16 protein-coding genes and 1 tRNA gene are annotated in these 19319 nt (G+C 74.9%); 7 read left to right on the forward strand and 10 right to left on the reverse strand.

Features of this window, described 5'->3' with window-relative positions:
* Window positions 1-745 precede the first annotated feature (745 nt).
* Entirely contained in the window at window positions 746-2311 is a 1566-nt protein-coding gene (locus tag Q5530_RS36220; protein WP_415367411.1) for a protein kinase domain-containing protein, read from the forward strand.
* 7 nt (window positions 2312-2318) lie between these two features.
* Here Q5530_RS36220 and Q5530_RS36225 read toward each other — a convergent pair whose 3' ends face one another.
* Together Q5530_RS36225 and Q5530_RS36230 are read right to left on the reverse strand one after the other, a co-directional pair.
* Window positions 2319-4598 carry a heavy metal translocating P-type ATPase gene (locus Q5530_RS36225; protein ID WP_415367413.1) on the reverse strand — a complete coding sequence of 760 codons (2280 nt, stop codon included), beginning with the start codon at window positions 4596-4598 and terminating at the stop codon, window positions 2319-2321.
* On the reverse strand, window positions 4591-5559 hold the full coding sequence (locus Q5530_RS36230) for a hypothetical protein (protein ID WP_415367415.1): 969 nt from the start codon (window positions 5557-5559) through the stop codon (window positions 4591-4593). Before Q5530_RS36230 ends, Q5530_RS36225 begins: the two co-directional genes overlap by 8 nt.
* A gap of 159 nt (window positions 5560-5718) precedes the next feature.
* On the opposite strand from Q5530_RS36230, the gene Q5530_RS36235 reads away from it, so the two are divergent.
* Complete coding sequence (locus tag Q5530_RS36235) at window positions 5719-6000, forward strand: metal-sensitive transcriptional regulator (RefSeq protein ID WP_380638265.1); 282 nt, start codon at window positions 5719-5721, stop codon at window positions 5998-6000.
* 356 nt (window positions 6001-6356) lie between these two features.
* Here the strand turns inward: Q5530_RS36235 and Q5530_RS36240 are convergent, their stop codons facing one another.
* The 7 genes from Q5530_RS36240 to Q5530_RS36270 all read right to left on the reverse strand — a co-directional run bounded on the left by Q5530_RS36240 (window position 6357) and on the right by Q5530_RS36270 (window position 13735).
* Window positions 6357-7031 carry a hypothetical protein gene (locus tag Q5530_RS36240; RefSeq protein WP_415367416.1) on the reverse strand — a complete coding sequence of 225 codons (675 nt, stop codon included), beginning with the start codon at window positions 7029-7031 and terminating at the stop codon, window positions 6357-6359.
* Window positions 7032-7059: 28 nt separating this feature from the next.
* A complete protein-coding gene (locus Q5530_RS36245; RefSeq protein WP_415367417.1) occupies window positions 7060-8484 on the reverse strand; it encodes a substrate-binding and vWA domain-containing protein in 1425 nt (474 codons plus the stop codon).
* Entirely contained in the window at window positions 8481-9596 is a 1116-nt protein-coding gene (locus Q5530_RS36250) for a hypothetical protein (protein ID WP_415367418.1), read from the reverse strand. The genes Q5530_RS36245 and Q5530_RS36250 overlap by 4 nt, the downstream gene beginning before the upstream one ends.
* Window positions 9597-9834: 238 nt before the next feature.
* A complete protein-coding gene (locus Q5530_RS36255; protein ID WP_415367419.1) occupies window positions 9835-11934 on the reverse strand; it encodes a hypothetical protein in 2100 nt (699 codons plus the stop codon).
* Window positions 11935-11938: 4 nt separating this feature from the next.
* A tRNA-Gln gene (locus tag Q5530_RS36260) sits at window positions 11939-12010 on the reverse strand.
* A 117-nt stretch (window positions 12011-12127) separates the two neighbouring features.
* Window positions 12128-13216, reverse strand: a complete 1089-nt coding sequence (locus Q5530_RS36265; RefSeq protein ID WP_415367420.1) for a GDSL-type esterase/lipase family protein — start codon at window positions 13214-13216, stop codon at window positions 12128-12130.
* A gap of 216 nt (window positions 13217-13432) precedes the next feature.
* Window positions 13433-13735, reverse strand: a complete 303-nt coding sequence (locus Q5530_RS36270; protein ID WP_415367421.1) for a universal stress protein — start codon at window positions 13733-13735, stop codon at window positions 13433-13435.
* A 217-nt stretch (window positions 13736-13952) separates the two neighbouring features.
* On the opposite strand from Q5530_RS36270, the gene Q5530_RS36275 reads away from it, so the two are divergent.
* From Q5530_RS36275 to Q5530_RS36285, 3 genes are all read left to right on the forward strand, one after another.
* Window positions 13953-14651 carry a DJ-1/PfpI family protein gene (locus Q5530_RS36275; protein ID WP_415367422.1) on the forward strand — a complete coding sequence of 233 codons (699 nt, stop codon included), beginning with the start codon at window positions 13953-13955 and terminating at the stop codon, window positions 14649-14651.
* Between the two features lie 247 nt (window positions 14652-14898).
* Window positions 14899-16026 (forward strand): cysteine synthase family protein, encoded by a 1128-nt coding sequence (locus Q5530_RS36280; protein WP_415367423.1) that lies wholly within the window; start codon window positions 14899-14901, stop codon window positions 16024-16026.
* The gene (locus Q5530_RS36285) at window positions 16023-17225 is read left to right on the forward strand and encodes an argininosuccinate lyase (protein WP_415367424.1); all 1203 of its coding nucleotides are present in this window, start codon (window positions 16023-16025) and stop codon (window positions 17223-17225) included. Before Q5530_RS36280 ends, Q5530_RS36285 begins: the two co-directional genes overlap by 4 nt.
* A gap of 8 nt (window positions 17226-17233) precedes the next feature.
* Here the strand turns inward: Q5530_RS36285 and Q5530_RS36290 are convergent, their stop codons facing one another.
* Complete coding sequence (locus Q5530_RS36290) at window positions 17234-17974, reverse strand: zf-HC2 domain-containing protein (protein WP_415367425.1); 741 nt, start codon at window positions 17972-17974, stop codon at window positions 17234-17236.
* A 64-nt stretch (window positions 17975-18038) separates the two neighbouring features.
* On the opposite strand from Q5530_RS36290, the gene Q5530_RS36295 reads away from it, so the two are divergent.
* Both Q5530_RS36295 and Q5530_RS36300 read left to right on the forward strand, forming a co-directional pair.
* A complete protein-coding gene (locus Q5530_RS36295; protein WP_415367426.1) occupies window positions 18039-18593 on the forward strand; it encodes a sigma-70 family RNA polymerase sigma factor in 555 nt (184 codons plus the stop codon).
* Between the two features lie 182 nt (window positions 18594-18775).
* Window positions 18776-19309: a putative immunity protein gene (locus Q5530_RS36300; RefSeq protein WP_415367441.1), complete on the forward strand. Its 534-nt coding sequence runs from the start codon at window positions 18776-18778 to the stop codon at window positions 19307-19309.
* Window positions 19310-19319: the final 10 nt, after the last annotated feature.

Raw genomic sequence — 19319 nt, forward strand, 5'->3', positions numbered from 1 at the left:
CTTGGCGGCTGCAACGGCAGGTCGGAGTCCATCTTGGGCCCGCGAGGCAATGGTCTGGCACACCCGTTGCCGTGCGGTCCGCAAGCCTGTCCCAGGACGTCTGGCGACAGCAAACGCCGGAGCGTCGCGATCACGATGCCGATGAACACCGCCCGGTCAGAGCCGGAATCGGCCTGAGCTGCAAAAACAGCTCAAGTCACCGGCATCGGCCCCAATTGGTGACAGCATGAGACGACCGGCTGACACAGGTCCCCTCTCGCCGAGCGGCGTGGGCAACGGTCAGACGTCGGCGCGGTCCCGCGCGGTGCCGGAGGACGGGCTCATGACTGATCAAACAGCGTGGTGGTCTTCGGTTCGATCGGCCTGTCGCTGCTGGTCGAGGTCCGCTACCGGGCCGAGGCGCGGGGTGTCCCGTTCGCCGTGGCGGCGGACCGGCGCGTGGTGCTGCGCCCCCTGGTCGAGACCGGTGTCGCCGACCCGCTCGTGGTGCGCCCCGAGGCGTCCGAGACCGTGTCGGCGACGCGGGAGGCGCGACGGCTCCTGCTGGGCGTCGCCCCTCCCGCAGCGAAGTCGTCGAAAACCCGTTCGAATCCGGTGCTTCCCAGGTCAGCGCCGGGTAGTGCGGTGCGCCGATCGTCCGACAGCCGAAGGGACTGTTTGCACTCTCCGTCATCAGGGCACTCGAAAGTGGTCCACGGGTGCGACCGGAGGTATGTCGGTGTCACAGTCGGTTAGTGAGAACGAGGTGGCAGGCCGCTACCGGCTCATCGAGCCGATCGGCACGGGCGGCATGGCCGAGGTGCACCGGGGTTGGGACACCCTCCTGCGGCGGCACGTGGCGATCAAGCTGTTCCAGCCGGGGTTCGACCCCGCCGCCGCCCAGCGGTTCGACCAGGAGGTCCGCGCCCTGGCCGGGCTCTCCCACCCGGGACTGGTCTCCGTCTACGACGCCGACACCGAGGCGGGCACGCCCTTCGTCGTGCTCCAGCTCGTCGAGGGCGACACCCTGCGCCAGCGGATCTCGCGCGGACCGCTGCCCGTCGACCGGGTGCGCCGCCTCGGGGCCGGGCTGGCGGACGCGCTGGCCCACGTGCACTCCCGCGGCCTCGTGCACCGCGACGTCAAGCCGTCCAACATCCTGCTCGACCAGGAGGAGAACCCCTACCTCGCCGACTTCGGCCTGGTCCACCTGACCGGGGCCACCCGGCTGACCCGCACCGACCAGATGGTGGGCACCGCCGCCTACCTCGCCCCGGAGCAGGTGCTCGGCCAGGACATCGACCCCCAGGCCGACGTCTACGCGCTCGGCCTGGTCCTGCTGGAGTGCCTGACCGGGCGGCGCGAGTACGGGGGCGGCGACGTCGAAGCGGCGATCGCCCGCCTGCACCGCGCGCCGGTCCTGCCCGAGCACCTGCCCTCCGACGTCGAGCACCTGCTGTCGCGGATGACCGCCGCCGAGCCCCACGAGCGCCCCGCCGCCCACGACTGCGCGGAGGTCCTGGCCGCGGAAGCCTCGGGCCTGGTCCCCATCCCCCGCTCCTGCACCACCCCCGCCGGTGGGATCTCCCTGCCCCGCGGTGCCGCCCCGGCGGCCGTCGCCGGCCCCGCCGCCACCGCACCGGACATCGACACCCTGGACATCTACACCCACGCCGCCGGCCCGGCCGCCACCCTGGCTGCCACCCCAGCCACCGCACCGGCCACCCCAGCCGCCGCGCCGGAGATCGCCACCCCGGCCGCCACCGCGCCGGACGCCCCGGTCGTCGCGCCGAGCGCCACCGCCCCGGCCGTCACACCAGCCGCCGCGCCGGACGCCACCGCCATGACCGCCGCACCCCCGCGCGAGCGGCGACTGCCGAACAAGACGCTGCTCACCTCGGCGGGCGTGCTGTTCGGGGCGTTCGTCATCACCACGGCCCTGACCTGGGGCGACGAGCCCGCGACCTCCGCGCCCGTCCCCACCACCTCCCCCTCCGCCCCGGCCCAGTCCGCGTCCACCGCGCCACCGGGCTCACCGGGTACGCCGGCGCAGGTCACGGCCGGCCCCCGGCAGGTCGTGAACCCGCCGCAGGCGACCGACGCGCCGCAGGTCACCACCACCGCGCCACCGGTGGCGACGTCCGCGGCGACCCCGGTCCCCACGAGCCAACCCGCCGCGGGGCCGGACACCGGCACCACCACGGAGCCGACGGAGCCGGTCGTCACCACCACCGTCCCGCAGCAGACCTCGGACCCGGTGGAGCCCACCACCGACGACCCCGGCACCACCGCCGAGCCGGAGGAGCCGACCGCACCGAGTTCGAGCGGCTGACCGGCGGTCAGGCCACGCTCGCGGGGACCTTCGCCGCGGTGGGTTCGACCCCGGTGGGCGGCGTGGTCGCGGTGGTGCCCCGGAAGCCGCGCAGCCGCAGGCTGTTGCTGACCACGAACACGCTGGAGAACGCCATGGCGGCCCCGGCGATCATCGGGTTGAGCAGGCCGGCGGCGGCCAGGGGCAGGGCGGCGACGTTGTAGGCGAAGGCCCAGAACAGGTTGCCCTTGATCGTGCCCAGGGTGCGGCGGGACAGCCGGATCGCGTCCACGGCGGCCAGCAGGTCGCCGCGCACCAGCGTGAGGTCGCTCGCCTCGATCGCCGCGTCCGTGCCGGTGCCCATCGCCAGCCCCAGGTCGGCCTTGGCCAGGGCGGCGGCGTCGTTGACCCCGTCACCGACCACGGCCACGACCTTGCCCTCGGCCTGGAGGCGCGCCACCACGTCGACCTTCTCCTCGGGCATGACCTCCGCGATGACCTCGTCGATGCCGACCTCGGCCGCGACCGCGTGGGCGGCGGCGGAGTTGTCGCCGGTCAGCAGGATCGGGGTCAGCCCCAGGTCGCGGAGCCTGCGCACCGCTTCGGCGGAGGTCGGCTTGACCGTGTCGGCCACCGACAGCACGGCCTTGGCCCGGCCGTCCCAGGCGACCAGCACGGCGGTGTGGCCGCGTTCCTCGGCGGCGCGCTTGGCCCCGACCAGGTCGTCGTCCAGGTGCACGGACCACTCGGCCAGCAACCGCTCGCGGCCGACGACGACCGCGTGCCCGTCGACCACGCCCTGAACGCCCACGCCCTCGTGGTTGCGGAAGTCCTCGACGCCGGGCAGGTCCCCGACCCGGTCGGCCGCGCCGGCGGCGACGGCCTTGGCGATCGGGTGCTCGGAGGCGTGCTCCAGCGCGCCCGCCAGGCGCAGCACCTCGTCCTCGGCCACGCCGTGTGCGGGGTGGACGGCGACCAGGCTCATCCGGCCGGTGGTGACGGTGCCGGTCTTGTCCAGCACCACGGTGTCGACCCGCCGGGTGGACTCCAGCACCTCGGGTCCCTTGATGAGGATGCCCAGCTGGGCACCTCGACCGGTGCCGACCAGCAGCGCGGTCGGCGTGGCCAGGCCCAGGGCGCACGGGCAGGCGATGATCAGCACCGCCACGGCCGCGGTGAAGGCCGCCGACACCCCTCCGCCCGCGCCGAGCCAGAACGCCAGGGTGCCCACGGCCAGGGCGATGACGATCGGCACGAACACGCCGGAGACGCGGTCGGCCAGGCGCTGGGCCTCGGCCTTGCCGTTCTGGGCGTCCTCGACCAGCCGGGCCATCTGCGCCAGCCGCGTGTCCGCGCCGACCCGGGTGGCCCGCACGACCAGCCGCCCGCCGGCGTTGACCGTCGCGCCCACCACGGCGTCGCCGGGGCCGACCTCGACCGGTACCGACTCGCCGGTCACCATGCTCGCGTCGACCGCCGAGCTGCCCTCGTCCACGACACCGTCCGTGGCGATCTTCTCACCGGGCCGGACGACGAACCGGTCCCCCACCGCCAGCTCCGCGAGCGGGACGCGGGTCTCACGGCCGTCGCGCAGCACCGCCACGTCCTTGGCACCCAGCTCCAGCAGCGCCCGCAGCGCGGCCCCGGCCCGCCGCTTGGAGCGGGCCTCGAAGTAGCGGCCCGCCAGGATGAACACCGTCACCCCGGCCGCGACCTCCAGGTAGATCGCCCCCGCGCCGTCCGTCCGCGTGACTGTCAGCTCGAACGGGTGGGTCATGCCGGGCCGCCCGGCGGTGCCGAACAGCAGCGCGTAGAGCGACCAGCCGAACGCCGCGATCGTGCCCATCGAGATCAGCGTGTCCATGGTGGCCGCGCCGTGCCGCAGGTTGGCCCACGCCGCCCGGTGGAACGGCCACGCACCCCACACCAGCACCGGCGCGGCCAGCGCCAACGAGATCCACTGCCAGTACGTGAACTGCCACGCGGGCACCATCGCCAGCACCACCACCGGCACCGCGAGCACCGCGGACACCACCAGCCGCTGCCGCAGGGACCGGATCGGGTCCGCTTCCGCCACGTCGGCCTCGGGTTCGGCGGCGGGCAGGGCGGCCCCGTAGCCGGCCGCCTCGACCTGGGCGACCAGGGTCAGCGGGTCCACCCACTCGGGGAAGGTGACGTGGGCCTTCTCGGTCGCGTAGTTGACGCTCGCGGTCACGCCGTCGAGCTTGTTGAGCTTGCGCTCGACCCGGTTCGCGCACGAGGCGCAGGTCATGCCCGTGATCGACAGTTCGAGCTGCGTGTCAGCCATGGCCGTGCTCCTCCTCTTCCCCGTGCCCGGCGGGCGCCGTCGAGGTCCGCGCGGGCTCTTCCGGGGTTCCCCGGGTGGTCAGGGTGAACTCCGCCGTGCGCACGACCCCGCCGTGCCGGAAGTCCAGGAACAGGCGGTACCCGCCGGCGGACGGCACCTCGGCGACGAACGCGATGCCGGGCCCCGCCGCCGTCCTGGCGTCCCCCGGCGCGCCCTCGGGGTGGACGTGCAGGTAGGCGAGGTCACCCCGGCGCAGCGCCACGAGGTGGCCGTAGGCGCCCAGGTGGGGCTCCAGGTCGGTGACCGGCTCGCCGGCCCGGCTCACGGTCAACGTCACCGGGGACGCCGCCCCCGGCTCCAGCTCGCCGTCCAGGCGCACCTCGTACCCGTCGACCACGGCCACCCGCGACGGCGCGTGCTCCAGGGGCTCGAACCACCCGGCGGCGGTCACGTCCACACCCAGGGTCGTCGCCTCCCCGCCGGTGGGCCTGAAGTCGGCGAACACCCGGTAGGAGCCCGCGCCCGACACCTCCAGCGACGCCGTCCACGTGCCGTCCGGGGTCATCTCGGGGTGCACGTGCCGGAAGCCGGAGGTGTCCCGGCGCACCACGATCAGGTGCATCCGCTGGTCGTGCTCGACGTCGAACGCGGTCACCGCCGCACCGTCGGGCCCGGTGACCCGGAACGAGAAGGTGTCCGTGGTCCCGGCGGTCAGCGCCGTGTCGACGGGCGCGAGGGTGTAACCGCCCCGGGACGACGCCAACCCGGCCGGCTGGTCCTGCGCTGCTCCCGCGACGGCGGCGCCGTGGTCGTCCCCGTGCCCGGCGTCCCCGCCGCCGGACCCGTCGTGGCCCGCGGCCCCGACGGGCAGGGGACCGACAGCGCTCCCGACCGCCCAGGCGCCACCGGCGACCAGGGCGAGCACCGCACCGTAGGCGGAGAGCTTCGCTGCTGCTTTCATGTCGACGTCCTTCGTGGTGGTGGGGGCGGGGAGACTGGTGCACCCCCTCGCCCGACACCGCCCAACATACCCCTATGGGGTATCAATCCCCAACGAGACCCCGGCCACCCCCGCCCCCGCGATATCGTGGACGCCGTAGACCTGCGGAGAGGACTCGTCATGCCCGGCTACGCAGACCGCCGCGACGACCACCTGAAGCGGTTGCGCCGCATCGAGGGCCAGGTCCGGGGCCTCCAGCGGATGATCGGGGACGACGAGTACTGCATCGACGTGCTCACCCAGATCGCCGCCGCCACCAAGGCGTTGCAGGCGGTGTCGATCAGCCTGCTCGACGAGCACCTGCGGCACTGCGTGGCCCAGGCCGCCGAGGAGGGCGGCGAGGTGGCCGAGGCGAAGATCGCCGAGGCGAGCGCGGCCATCGGGCGACTCGTGCGGTCCTGATCCCTCCCGCACGAGCTCGACAGGAGCGTCCGAAGCGGCCTGGCCGAACGGCGTGCCACACCGCGGTTCTTCCACCGCGGAAATGCTCGACCGTACAGGTGACCGGTGTGGGCGGACGGGTGAAGGGGCTTATGAGTTCCGCCCAGGCGGCGCACCGTGACAGCGAAGCCCTCAACCGTTTCCGCCACGGAGGCCGACTATGACCACGGAAACCACACCCACGCCGCAACCGCACGCGGGTGGTTGCAACTGCTGCGGCGGCTGCACCGGACCCGGCTGCGGGTGTTGCTCCAGCTGCTAGCGGACCGGACCCGGCGGGCGGCCGCGCTCCGGCTCGGCCGCGCACCGGGGCGGGACTACTGGAAGATCGCGACCGGCAGGATGTCGAGTTCGCCCGCCTCGCCCCGCCACGGCTGGGCCTTGCCCAGGCAGCGCGCGTAGAACACGCCCTCCGGGATCTCGTCGTCCAGGTGGATGTCCTCGCCCGAGCACTCCATCCGGACGTTGGCCCCGGAGCCGTCCTTCCCGATGGCCGCCAGGAACACGATCTTGTCGTCGGGGCCCTTGGCGAGCCGGAACTTCCCCTTCACCGACACGTACACGTCCCGGGGGCCGTCACCCAGCTCCGACAGCCTCGTCCGCCGCCACACCGCGTTGGTCTGGACGCGCAGGTTCGCCAGGTCGACGTGCACGATGCCGCGCGCGCTGTCCAGCGCCTTCATCACGACGCCGAGCACCTCCACCGGCTCCGCGTGCTTCACGTAGGTGTTGACGATCTGGTGCTCCACCGACCCACCGCCGACCAGGTCGACGAGCCTGACCCCGATCTGGAGCTTGCCGTCCCTGGTGACCGTGACGCGTTCCTGCACCTCCCGGACGAGCGCGTCGCCGTAGCCGCCGCCCTGGTAGAGGCTCATGACCCGCCCCTTGTTCAGCAGCAGCGGCAGGCCGGGCACGGGCACGGGACCCCGGCCGCGCCGCAGGTTCACCACCACCACGCCGAGCGCCGCCAGCACGGCCAGGACGGTCACACCCCACACGATGTTCCAGAACGCTCCGCTACCGGCACCCACGGATCTCCCTCACCGCCTCCAGCAACGACTTCGTCGTCGCGTCCACGACGCGGCCACCGCTGGCCCGCGCCACCCGGTCCAGCTCCGCGAGGTCCGCCTCGCCGAAGCGGATCGGGTACGTGGGCACCCCGGCCCGGCCGACGCGCAGGAACTCGTCCACCGCCATGCCCGCGTTGTTCTCCCCGTCGGTCATCAGCACGATCGACGCCTCCCCCCGCACGAGCCCGTAGGCGTGGTCGAGGGCGGACCAGATCGCCGTGTGGTCCCGGAAGTCCCCGGACCCCACGACGGCCAGCAGGCCGTCCAGGTCCTCCCTCGTGGAGATCGTCACCGAGAACTCCTCCAGCACCTCGCCGGCGAACCGCACCACCGTGACCGTCTCACCGAGGTGGAAGCGCTCGAACCCGTTCAGGGCGGCGAACGCCTCCCGCAGCCGCGCGGCCCTCTCCCCCGCCATGGAGGTCGAGTAGTCGAGCACGAAGACGACCTGGCGGCCGGTACCCGCCCGGTCGTAGAACGCCAGCAGCCGGTCGATCACCTCCTGGCTGTCCGGGAAGTACAGCGCGTTCCCCAGGGGCTCCCGCAGCAGCTCGACCCGCTGCACGGACGGGTCGACCGGCCGCCGCCACGTCCGCTGCATGATCAGCTCCTGGGCGGCCGGCGAGCGCAGCCACTCCACCACCCGGTCGTAGACGGCGCGCTTCTCGGGCCGCAGCAGCGTGAGGGGGTAGTCGGAGAGCACGATCCCGTCGTGCGGGTACACGACCCGCAAGGGTTGCGCGAGCCTGCCCGACGCGTTGAGCGACAGCACCTCCGACTCGTGCGCCACGATGGCGTCCACATCGGACTGGCGGTTCACGAACTCGTCGACGAGGTCGCGGGAGTCGAACGCCCGGCCCGCGAGGAACCCCTGGACGCGGTCGCACCCGACGTCCTCCGGGCGCAGCGCGGTGCCGGTGCCGGCGGCGGCGGTCGCGACCCCGATCAGCGCGGCGAGCCCCTCGCCCGACAGCCGGGGGTCGGCCATGCCGAACCTCAGCTCGCCCAGCGCCGCGCGGTCCGCGATGTCCGCCCACGTCGGCCGCTCCCCCAGCGGCACGTCCGGCTTCACGCCGAGCACCACCGGGGACAGCATGACGCTCGTCGACAGCGGCTCCTCGCCCCCGCCCAGCCGCAGGAACCGGTTGGTGGACAACCAGGCCAGGTCGAAGCCGTCGAGCTCGGCGGCCGCCTCGACCGTGCCCCGGTGCTCCACCACCAACTCCACCCCGGTGTCCCGTCGCAGCTCCGCCAGCACCGGGCCGAGGTCGGCGAGCTCGGAGGTGGCCAGCACGCTCAGGCGGGCCGGCTCGGGCGTGCACGCCGCGCAGGCGGTCACCAGCAGGAGCGCGGCCGTGAACGCGGCCCTCACGCGCAATTGCCGACCTCCTTGCGCATCAGCTCGAACAGCGGCACGGCCGGCAGGTAGGCCCGGGTGTCGCTCAACCGGGGGACGGGCAGCCCCCGGCCGGAGACGAAGGCGTCGAAGTCCTCCTCCGGCTTGCCACCCGCGCCGAGCAGGCGGAACCCCAGCTCAACCGCCCGCTTGCGCAGATCCGCGTCGTGCATCAGCAGTTCGCCGATCCGGTCGCCCAGGGCGCCGAACGAGATCAGCTCGGGCACGCTCTGGTGCGCGGTCCTCGGGTAGAGCAGCACCCGGTCCCGGTCGGGCTGGGCGGAGGCGGCCTGGTAGGCGATGAACTGGTGCTCGTAGATGACCGCGATGGGCGCGAACGTGCGGCCCTCGGGCGAGAAGTACTTCGGCGCCATGTCCTCCAGGTGCTGGCCCTCGACGGTGAAGTAGGGCTTGATCCGCTGGGCCAGGGCGATCGCGTCGGTCTCGCTCTTCGGGGTGTCGCGCTGGGCCGCGAACGCCACGAACCCGACGTACACGGCGCCCGAGTAGGTGCGGCACGGGTCCGGTGTCTGCACGATGATCCGGTTCTGGGTGTCGACGCCGAAGTCCGTCCACAGCTTCTTGTCGTCGATCAACCCCATCAGGGTCTCGACCGAGAGGTCGTAGTACAGCTCGCCCCCGTCCTGCTGGGGCACCGCGGCCCCCGCCCGCACCAGCGCCTCCGCGTAGTCGCGGTAGGTGGAGAGCACGACCGGGCTGAAGAACGGCCGGTAGGGAACGGTGTGCTTGCCCGCGCGCCGCTCCTTGACCCGCTCGTTCGCCGTCTGACCGGAGGGGAACACGAAGTCGTAGGAGTCCAGGTCCTCCTTCTCCGCCAGGTCGAAGGACCCGACCGGCGTCACGTGCACCCGCAGCCCGTGGGCCAGCAGGATGCGCTTGACCTCGGGGTCCTGGAAGAACTCGCGCTTGGACGCGAGCATCGCCCGCACCTCGGTGACGTTGCGGAACGGGCCCGCCCACGTGCCCGACGCCACCAGCGCCAGGACGCCGACCAGCGCCACCAGCGCCGGTGGGACGAACCACCACCAGCCGAACCTCCGCAGCGGTCGGAAAACAGGCTCGTCCACGAGCCCCCCCTCGAACATCAACGCCCCCGGGCACACATTGAACGACGCCGGGCCGCCGCACGCACTCCGCCGATCAGACGACCTTGCCCGAGCGGATACCGGTGCGGGTGCGGAACGACGGTCGGTTCACCCGAACAGCACCGCTCCATCAGCCGCGGATTGATCCACCCCGTTCCGGGCGGACCGGGGTTCGCAATTGTCGACAGCCCGAACGGCGGCGCATTCCGGGTGCGGGAATTCAGCGGGATTGCGGAGGGGTGGCGCGCGGAAGGGACGCGCGCGGAGGGGTGGCTCGCGACTCCCAGCACCGCACCAGCTCGCCGACCTGCTCGACGAGCGGGCCCCGGTGCTCGCGCAGCCAGTCCGGCGGCGTGTCCGAGCCGGCCTCGGACAGGAAGAACACGGCCTGCCGCCAGGCGTCGCGGGCGAGCTTCGCCGTCGCACCCGGGCGCGGGCTCGTGGGCACCCGCGCGGCGAGCGCCGTGGCGGTGCCGAACGCGCGCCGGGCGAGGTCGGGCCAGTCGGCGCGCACCCCGACGTGGCCGACGAGCGTGACGAGGTTGTGCGTGGTGAGGACCTGGGCCTGCTCGATGACCGCGTGGTTCCCGGCCACCGACCACCCCCGTGCCCCGGACCGCTCCCGTACCCCGGACCTCTCCCGGCACAGCGCGGCGAAGTCGTCGACCCTGCCCCGGCCCATCGCGTGGTAGCGCGCGTAGAGGCCGCCGTGCAGGTGCTCCCCCGCCTGCTCCGCGGCGCGGGCGAACTTGGCGGAGAAGCGTCCCTCGAAGATGTCCGCGGCCAACTGCTCGACCCACGGCAGGTCGACGCCGGCCTCCCGGCCGAGCACGGCGAGTTCGCGCACCAGCGTGTTGGGCAGGATCGTGCCGGGGAACGCGTCGAGGGCGAGTTCGCCCAGCCTGCGCAGCGCGGCGAGCGCGTCGTGGCGGGCGCCCTCGCCGGGGGCCCGGTGCCGGGCGAGCGCCCGCACCCACGGCAGCTCGTCCACCCGGACCTGGTGCCGGAGGTCGGTCAGCAGCAGCGAGCGCCGGTTGCGGAAGGCGAGGTAGGTCGCCGCCACCAGGGTGCGCAGCGCCTCGTCGGGGTAGGCGGCGGCGGTCGTGGTGGCCGCGATCCGCGGCACCAGCCGGGCGAGCACCTCCGCCGAGGGCACGGCGCCCGCGTCGACCAGCTCCTCCACCGTGCCGGCCAGCGCGCGGGTGACGACGCGGCGGATCGCGGGCGGCACCGGGGCGCCGTCCACCGGCGCGCACAGCTCCGCCACGTCCGGCACCCCGCGGTCGGGCGGCAGGGCGGCCAGGCGGCGGACCACCACCCGCGCGGTCGCGTGGTGCGTCGGCAGGTCGAGCTGGGCCGCCTGCCGCGCCCGCAGCGCGCCGTGCCGGGCCGAACCCGGCTCGCCGCGGCGGCGCACCATCGACCCCGCGGCGTGCCGCAGCAGGCCCCGGGTCCGCGGCGTCAGCTCGCGGCCCGCCACGACCTCCTCCAGCGCGTGGCGCAGGACGGCCAGGTTCTCCTTGGGCCTGCGGTGCTTGGCGCACCGGGTGTGGGTGGCGGCCAGCTCCCGGTAGAGCGCCAGCAGCGCCGCGCCGCGCTCGTGCCAGGACGGGTCGGCGGACTCGCCGAGGTCGCCGTCCAGCCACCACCCCAGCAGCTCGTCGGCGAAGGGGTTCCACACGGCCAGCGCCTCGCGCATCGCCTCGACCCGCCGGTTCGGCCCGCGCGCGGCGAGCGCGGCGGCGGCCTGACCGGCGGTGCCGCGCCACACCACGTCCGGGCCGCCGGCCGGCGGTGCCGGGACGGGGGTGAACCGGAGCCGGTCGGCGAACGGCGCGAGCTCGGCGAACAGCTCGCGGGCGGCGTCCTCGTCCCCGGCGCGCAGGAGCCAGGCGAGCACGGGCAGCGCCGCCTGCTCCGGCAGGTCCACCCGGTACCCGCCGGTGTCGACCATCCGCAGCAGCTCCGCGAGGCCGTCCCCGGCGAGGTGGTGGGCCGCCAGCGCGCGCCGCCGCGCGGGCAGGCCGAACCGCGCGCAGGTCGCGAGCTCGTGCTCCCGCAGCGGGCCGCCGGCGGCGGGTTCCCCGGTCGCGAAGCCGCCGTGCACCACGACGGGCGTGACCCACGCCGGGAACCCGGCGACCGGCTCGCGGGAGCCCACGGTCAGCGTGCCGCCGGCGATCCCGCGCAGCACGGCGCGCCAGCGGCGCACGCGTTCGTCGGCGCGTCGGCGGGTGGCCGGGTCCTCGTGGGTCAACGCCGTCACGAAAGCGCGGGCCAGCTGCTCGACGGCGTAGCCGTCCCGGGTGTTCTCGTCCATGGCGCCGGCGTGGCGGGGTCCGAGCCCGCGCCCTCCAGGACCAGAGCCTGGTGCTCTACCGCTGAGCTACACGCCGTCGCGGTGGTGACCACCGCGGGCGAACCCTACGACACCGCCGGGAGTCGTGTCCGCTGTTATTCCGTCGCGGGGGACCGGCACCGGTCTCGTCCCGGTGCCGGTCCCCCGCTCGGGGTCAGCGGCTCGCGCAGGTGAGGGCCGGTGTGGACGACGGGCTGCCGTTGGCGATGTAGCCGAACGCGGTCGAGGCGCTCGCGCCCAGGCGGCCGTTCCAGTCGGCGTTGCGGACCGACGCCGCGGCCCCGCTGCCGGTCGACACGCCGCCCCAGACCTGGTTGACGGCCTGCCCGGAGGCCAGGGGCCAGGTGACCACCCAGCCGGTGATCGGGGACGCGCCGGCCCTCACCGTGACCTCGGCCTGGAACCCGCCCTGCCAGGAGTTGACCGTGCGGTGGGTGGCCGTGCACGCGCCGGGAGGCGGCGTGGTGGTGGTCGTGGTCGACGTCGTGGTGGTCAACGTCGTGGTGGTGGTCGACGTCGTGGTGGGGCCGTCGGTGATGCTGCCCGGGACCGCCCGCAGGGCGTTGTACCAGGTGGTGGCCATCTTGCTGTAGCCGCCGGCGTTGGGATGCACGCCGTCGGCCAGATCGGCGGTGGTCAGCGCCCGGTACATGTCGACCAGGTGCACCTTCTTGCCCGCGTCGGCGTTGCGCTGCACGAGGCCGGGGATGGTGGCGTTGAACGTGCGCACGGTCTGGTCGCCGGAGGACAGCGGGACGATCGTGGCCACGAACAGGTGCGCGTCGGGGGCCTGGGCGGTGATCTTGTCGACCAGCGCGGACAGGCGCCGGGGCGCGCCGCCGGGGTCGCCGCCGTACATGTCGTTGGTGCCGATGTGCAGCAGGATCGTGCGCGGGGTGTAGGTGCGCAGCCAGTTGGTGATGTTGGTGTCGATCTGGGCGATGGTCCACCCGGAGTGGCCCTCGTGGTCGCGGTCGCCCAGGCCGCTCGGCCCGTTCGCGGCCGAGCCGACGAAGTCGACGGCGTAACCGCCGGCGGTGAACTTCTGCCACAGGTCGACGCGGTAGCCGCCGGGCACGTTGAAGCCGTCGGTGATCGAGTCGCCCAGCGGCATCACCCGCACCGCCGCCGCGGGTGCGGTGCCGGAGGGGGCCTGCGCCGCGTTGATCGCGGGCGCCGCGACGAGCGCCGCCGCCGCCGTGAGCGCGGCGACGGCGGCGGACAACCGGGGTTTTCCGGCCATGGTCGTTCCTTCCCTGCTGTCGGTGCGGTCCGGCACGGCGGCGGCGCCGAATCCGTCCTCTGTGGACGGTGAAGGCCGGGGGCCGCGCCCGGACGAGCCGCGCGACCCCCGGAACCGTCCCGAGCGTACGGAAAGTTTCGGAAAAATCAACGGTTGTTTCGAGGCGCCCCGCGCCCCGCTGCCCCGTTCGCCGCACGGCCACCGCCCGAACAGGGGTCAGCCGGCCGACCGCGCCCCGGTCGGGACCACCACGACCGGGCAGGTCGCGTGCGTCAGGCAGTGCGTGATCACCGAGCCCATGACCGTGACCCCGCCCCGCCGGTACCCGTGGCGCCCGAGCACCAGGCCGTCGGCCGTCTCCGCCGGCTTCACCAGGGCGGGCCCCGGTTCCCCGTCGAGCACCGCCTGTTCCACGTGCACGCCGCCGTACGCGGTCAACCGGGCCAGGGCGTCGCGCAGGGTGCGCAGCCGGGCGCTGTGGAAGACGTCCTGGCCGCCGTGGGCGTGTGCATCCCGCACACCGACACCACCACCACGGTGCCGCCGTCGCGGGTGTGGCGCACGGCCCACCCCAGGGCCGACCTCCCCGGCCTGCTCCGCGTGTCGACGACAGCCGCTCGGGCGTGCGTGGCCGAAGGGGTGCCACCGACCGCGCACCGGGCCACCTGACCGGGTCCCGGAACTCCGCCGCCCCGCCGGCCGACCTCTGGGGAAACGGGAAAATCCGGAGGTCATCGTGGAACGTCGTGCTTTCCTGCGTGCTTCGGCGTTGTCGGTCGGCACGGCCGGCGGGCTCGGGGGGCTCGCGGCCGGGGCGCCGGCCGCGTCGGCGGCGAACCCGCTGCGCGTGCAGGTGTTGATGTTCGACGGGGTCGAGGAGCAGGACTTCGCGGCCCCGGTGGAGGTGCTCGGGCTGGCCGGGCGGATGAGCGGCGGGGCCCTGACCACGACCCAGGTCACCACCGGCGGGCCGGGGGCGGTCACCTGCGTCCACGGCACGCGGGTCGAGGTGGCCCGGGGCTGGTCGCCGCGCGAGGCGGACGTGCTGGTGGTGCCCGGCGGCGGGTACAACGACAAGACCGGTCCGGGGGTCAACCGGCTGATCGGCGACCCCGGGTTCCTGCGCCGGCTGGCCGCCGCGGACGTGCTGCACGCCGGCATCTGCACCGGGGTCATGGCGCTGTCGGCCGCGGGGCTCACCAGGGGCCGCAACGCCACCACCCACTCGGGCGCGAAGGCGGACCTGGCGGCGCAGGGCGCGACCGTGGTGAACGCCCGCGTGGTCGACGACGGGGACCTGGTCACCGGCGGCGGCATCACCTCCGGGCTGGACGTGGCGCTGTGGCTGGTGGAGCGGTTCCTCGGGGCGCGGACGGCCCAGCGGGTGGAGACGGTGCTGGAGTACGAGCGGCGCGGCACCGTGTGGCGGGCCTGAGAAGCCGCGTCGACAGCGGGAAATCGGCGCGGATCCGCGGTGGGCGGGAACCGGCGGCGGTCCGCCGCCGACCTGTGGGACTGGAACGGTGCGGCCACGGCCGGCACCCGCCGCCGCTCCGCGACGTGCCCGCACCCCGCGTCGACACCCGAGGAGACCCACCGATGACCCTGACGCGCGCCACCCCGCCGGCCGCCGGCGACGCGCCGCACGCCACCCACCCGCGTCCCACCGGGAGGTGACGACCGTGCGCGGCCACAACGCCGTGGCGCCGCCGGTCCACGACCACGTCACGGACGCGGTCAAGGCGCCCTCGCTCATCCGGCTCACGCCGAACACAGTGCTGATCCGCTTCGAGACCCTGAAGGTCTACGCCGCGCTCGGCGCGGTCCGGCACCTCCTGGACACCGGTGTGGTCCGCCCCGGGCAGACGCTGGTGGACAGCTCCAGCGGCATCTACGCCCTCGCCCTGGCCATGGCCTGCCACCGCCACGGCCTGCGCTGCCACGTCGTCGCCTCCACCACGGTCGACGACACCCTGCGCGCCCAGCTGGAGATCCTCGGCGTCACCGTCGACCAGATGCCGCCCTCCGACGACCTGCGCCTGGACCAGAACCGGCGGGTCGCCCGCGTCCGGGAACTCCTCGCGCGCCACCCCGACCTGCACTGGATGCGCCAGTACCACGACCCCGTCCACCACCTGGGCTATGCCGAACTGGCCGACCTGCTGCGCCGCGCCCTGCCCGGCGAGCCGCTGACCGTCGTGGGCAGCGTCGGCACCGGGGCCTCCACCGGCGGGCTCACCCGGGCGCTGCGCGAGCACGACCCCCTGACGCGGCTGGTGGGCGTGCAGCCCTTCGGCAGCGTCACCTTCGGCAGCGAGCGGTTCACCGACCCCGACGCCATCATCGCCGGCATCGGCAGCGCCATCCCCTTCGACAACGTCCACCACGAGCTCTACGACCGCGTCCACTGGCTGGACTTCCAGCACGCCATGGCCGCCACCATCGGCCTGATGCGCGAGCACGCCGTGTTCGCCGGCCTGTCCACCGGCGCGGCCCACCTGGTGGCGAGGTGGGAGGCCGCCCGCGAACCCGGGCGCACGCACGTGGTCATCGGCGCCGACACCGGCCACCGCTACACCCGCCGCGTCTTCGCCCGCCACCGCGAGGCCCTCGACCCGGCGCTGCTGGCCCCCGTGGAGATCGCCTCGCTCGACCGGCTGACCCCGCCGTGGGCCGCGATCGACTGGGCCCGCCGGTCGTACGGACCGGTCGTGCCCGCCCAGGAACGCCCCCGGGACACCACCCGGGAACACTCACCGGAACACCCCCGGGAACCGTCCCGGGACCTCAGGAAGGACCCCGTGCCGTGACCGTCGTGCTGCTGGAAGCCCTCACCTTCGGCCTCGGCCGCACCGCCGACGCCGCGGCCGACGCCGGGCACGACCTGGTGCTGCTCACCGGGGACCGGTCGATCTACCGCCACGAGCTGTCCCGGCACGGCCGGCGGCTGCGGGTCGTGGACGTCGACACCACCGACATCGCCACGTGCGAGCGCGTGCTGCGCGACCTGCCCGACCTGGCCGGGCTGATCAGCTCCACCGACACCTGGGCGCTGCCCGGCGCGGAGCTGGCCCACCGCCTCGGCCTGCCGGGTCCCTCCCCCGAAGCGGTGCGCACCCTGCGGGACAAGGGCGCGGTCCGCGCCCGGCTGCACGAACACGGCCTGAGCCGCGGCGGCCCGCTGGACCCCGCGACCGCCGACGTGTTCCCGCTGGTGGTCAAGGACTCCGCGGGCACGTCGTCCCGCGCCGTGTGGCTGTGCCGCACCCCCGCCGAGCGCGACGCCGCCCTGCGCGAGGCCGCCGACACCCCGCTCAAGGGCCGACTGATCGCCGAACCGTACTTCGTCGGCCCGCTCTACAGCGCCGAGACCATCACCTGGCGGGGCCGCACCAGGCTGCTGGGCGTGCTCAGCAGGCAGCTGTCCCCCGAGCCCGTGCGGCGCGAGGAGGCCGCCGCGTTCCCGGTCGCCTTCCCGGGGGCCGACCTGGACGGGCTGGCGCGGTGGATCGCCCGCGTCCTCGCGGTCGCGGGCCACGAGCGGGGGTTCGCGCACACCGAGTTCGTGCTGACCGCCGACGGGCCCGAGGTGGTCGAGGTCAACGCCCGCATCGGCGGCGCCCTCGTCGGCGAGGCGCTGTGCCGGGCGCTGGGCGTCAACGCCTACGCGTCCCTGGTGCAGGTCGCCCTCGACGAGGAACCGGACCTGCTGACCGGGCCCGCGCCGACCGGGCCCGCGACCGGGTTCGTGCTGCTCTACCCGCGCGAGGCCGGGGTGCTGGCGGGCTGGTCCGGGCTGGAGCGCCTGCCCGACCTGCCCGGCGGCCCCGAGTGGTACCCGACCGCGAACCCCGGCGACGTGGTCGAGCACCTGACCGACCAGCGGTCGTGCACCGGCATCGTGCTGGCCGAGGGACCCACCGCCGAACTGGCCCTGCACCGGGCCCTGGCGGCGGCGGGCGGCATCACCCCGCTGGTGCGGGCGCGGCAGCACGCCGCGGCGCCGTGACCGCGGGGTCAGGCGGCCCGCCGGTGGGCGGTGGGCCGCAGGTGCCGGGGCCCACCCCGGCGCCGGCGCTGCGGCGGGCCGTCGCCGCGGCCCGGTCCGTGGTGCGGCTCGTCGGCGCGGGCGGTTTCGTCGTGGGTGGCCGGGGTGCCCGGGGTCGGGTCGCGGTGGGCGCGGGCCACCAGGCAGAGCAGCGCCAACCCGGCCACCAGGGGCAGGTGCGAGACGACGCGGGTGGCGGTCGCGGCGCCGTTGACCAGGTCGCTCACCGAGAAGACCAGCAGCACGGCCACGAACCCGCCGAGGGTGGGCAGCAGGCCGGCGGCGCGCCGGGAGCGCACGGCGGCGACCACCAGGCCGATGCCCAGCGCCAGGTTCCACGCCGCGCCCTCGTTGAACAGGTGGTCCGACATGCCGTGGTTCGACCCGCCGTGGTCCGCGTGCCCGGACGCCCCGGCGAGCAGCTGCGACAGCGCCAGCCACAGCTGGACCAGCGCGACCGCCGCCAGCGCGAGCCGGGGCACGAGCGCCGGGTGCCCCGGCGGGGCGGCGGCCAGCACCGCGTCGACCAGGTCCGGTGAGGGCCGCGCGGGTCGGACGCGGACGGTCCTGGTCAGCGCCTGGGCCCGGGTCCGCCAGCGCGTGCAGGCCGCGCACTGCCCGAGGTGCGCGTCCACCTCGACGGCCGGCCCGGGTTCGGCCTCGCCGTCCAGGCGGGCCGAGAGCGCTTCACGGCAGGTTTCGCAGTCCACGTCCCACTGGTCGCTCCGTTCGGCTCAAGAGTTCCCGGGCGCCGTGTGGTTACGATCCGGAATCGTGACAGAACCCGACGACGAGGTGACGCGCTGGGCGCTCCGGGCCCGCTCCGGCGACCGCGAGGCCCTGGAGCGGTTCGTCCGCGCCACCCAGCGCGACGTGTGGCGGTTCATCGCCCACCTGGCCGACGTCGGGGTGGCCGACGACCTCGCCCAGGAGACCTACGCCCGTGCCCTGACCAGCCTGCGCCGCTTCGCCGGGCGGTCCTCCGCGCGCACGTGGCTGCTGGTCATCGCCCGCCGCGTGGTGGTCGACCAGATCCGCAGCGCGCGGGCGCGGCCGCGCCTGTCCCCCGGCGTGGACTGGGTGCGGGAGGCCGACCGCAAGGCCGCCCACTCCGGCTTCGAGGACGTCGTCGAGCTGAACCTGCTGCTCGACGGGCTGGACCCGGACCGCCGCGAGGCCCTGGTGCTCACCCAGGTGCTGGGCCTGCCCTACGCCGAGGCGGCCGAGATCGCCGGGTGCCCGATCGGCACCATCCGCTCGCGCGTCGCCCGCGCCCGCGACGACCTGGTGCGGGCCACCAACGACGACGAGGCCACCGAGGTCGGCTGAGGGTTTTCCCGCACCGGGGCCCGGTGCGGGAGGATGGCGCCGTGGCCGACGACCCCATGACGCCCGAGCCCACGACGATCGAGCCCACCGCGGCCAACCTCGCGACACCCACCCCCGCCACGCCCGACCCCACCACAGCCAACCCTGCGACGCCCACCCCCACCACGCCCGACCCCACCACGATCGCCCCCGCGACGATCGAACTCGGCCGGGACGAGCTGCGGGCGGTCACCGCCTACGCCGTGGCGTGCGCGCGGACCGCCCTGGCGGTCTTCGAGCGCGAGCACCCCGACGACCGACGCCCCCGGGCCGCGATCGAGGCCGCCCAGGCGTTCGCGGACGGGGGCGAGCGCACCAAGGCGCTGCGCGACCACGCGTGGGCCGCGCACCGGGCGGCCCAGGAGACCCGGGACGCGGGACGGGCCGCGGCGAGCGAGGCCGCCCGCGCGGCCGGTCACGCGGCGGGCGCGGCGTTCCTCCACCCCCTGGCGAAAGCCACCCAGGTCAAGCACGTCCTCGGCTCGGCCGCCCACGCCGCGCGGGCGCTGGAGCTGGCCGCCGGGGACGACCCCGCCACCGGGGACGGGCAGCTCGCGCGGTCGCGGGCCCTCGCGGACCCCGTCGTGGTGGACGTCCTGGGGCGCTACCCGGCCGCCCCCGCCGGCGGTGGGCGGGTCGGGGAACTGGTGCGCCGGTTGGACGCGTCGCTCCGGTGAGCGCCTGGGA

The sequence above is a fragment of the Saccharothrix sp. BKS2 genome (assembly GCF_047689505.1).
Taxonomy (GTDB): Bacteria; Actinomycetota; Actinomycetes; order Mycobacteriales; family Pseudonocardiaceae; genus Actinosynnema; species Actinosynnema lopnurensis.

Excerpts from the sequence above, each read along its gene's own strand:
- Q5530_RS36225 (WP_415367413.1), bottom strand. The coding sequence starts at position 4,598 with ATGGCTGACACGCAGCTCGAACTGTCGATCACGGGCATGACCTGCGCC.
- Q5530_RS36230 (WP_415367415.1), bottom strand. The coding sequence starts at position 5,559 with ATGAAAGCAGCAGCGAAGCTCTCCGCCTACGGTGCGGTGCTCGCCCTG.
- Q5530_RS36235 (WP_380638265.1), top strand. The coding sequence starts at position 5,719 with ATGCCCGGCTACGCAGACCGCCGCGACGACCACCTGAAGCGGTTGCGC.
- Q5530_RS36255 (WP_415367419.1), bottom strand. The coding sequence starts at position 11,934 with ATGGACGAGAACACCCGGGACGGCTACGCCGTCGAGCAGCTGGCCCGC.
- Q5530_RS36265 (WP_415367420.1), bottom strand. The coding sequence starts at position 13,216 with ATGGCCGGAAAACCCCGGTTGTCCGCCGCCGTCGCCGCGCTCACGGCG.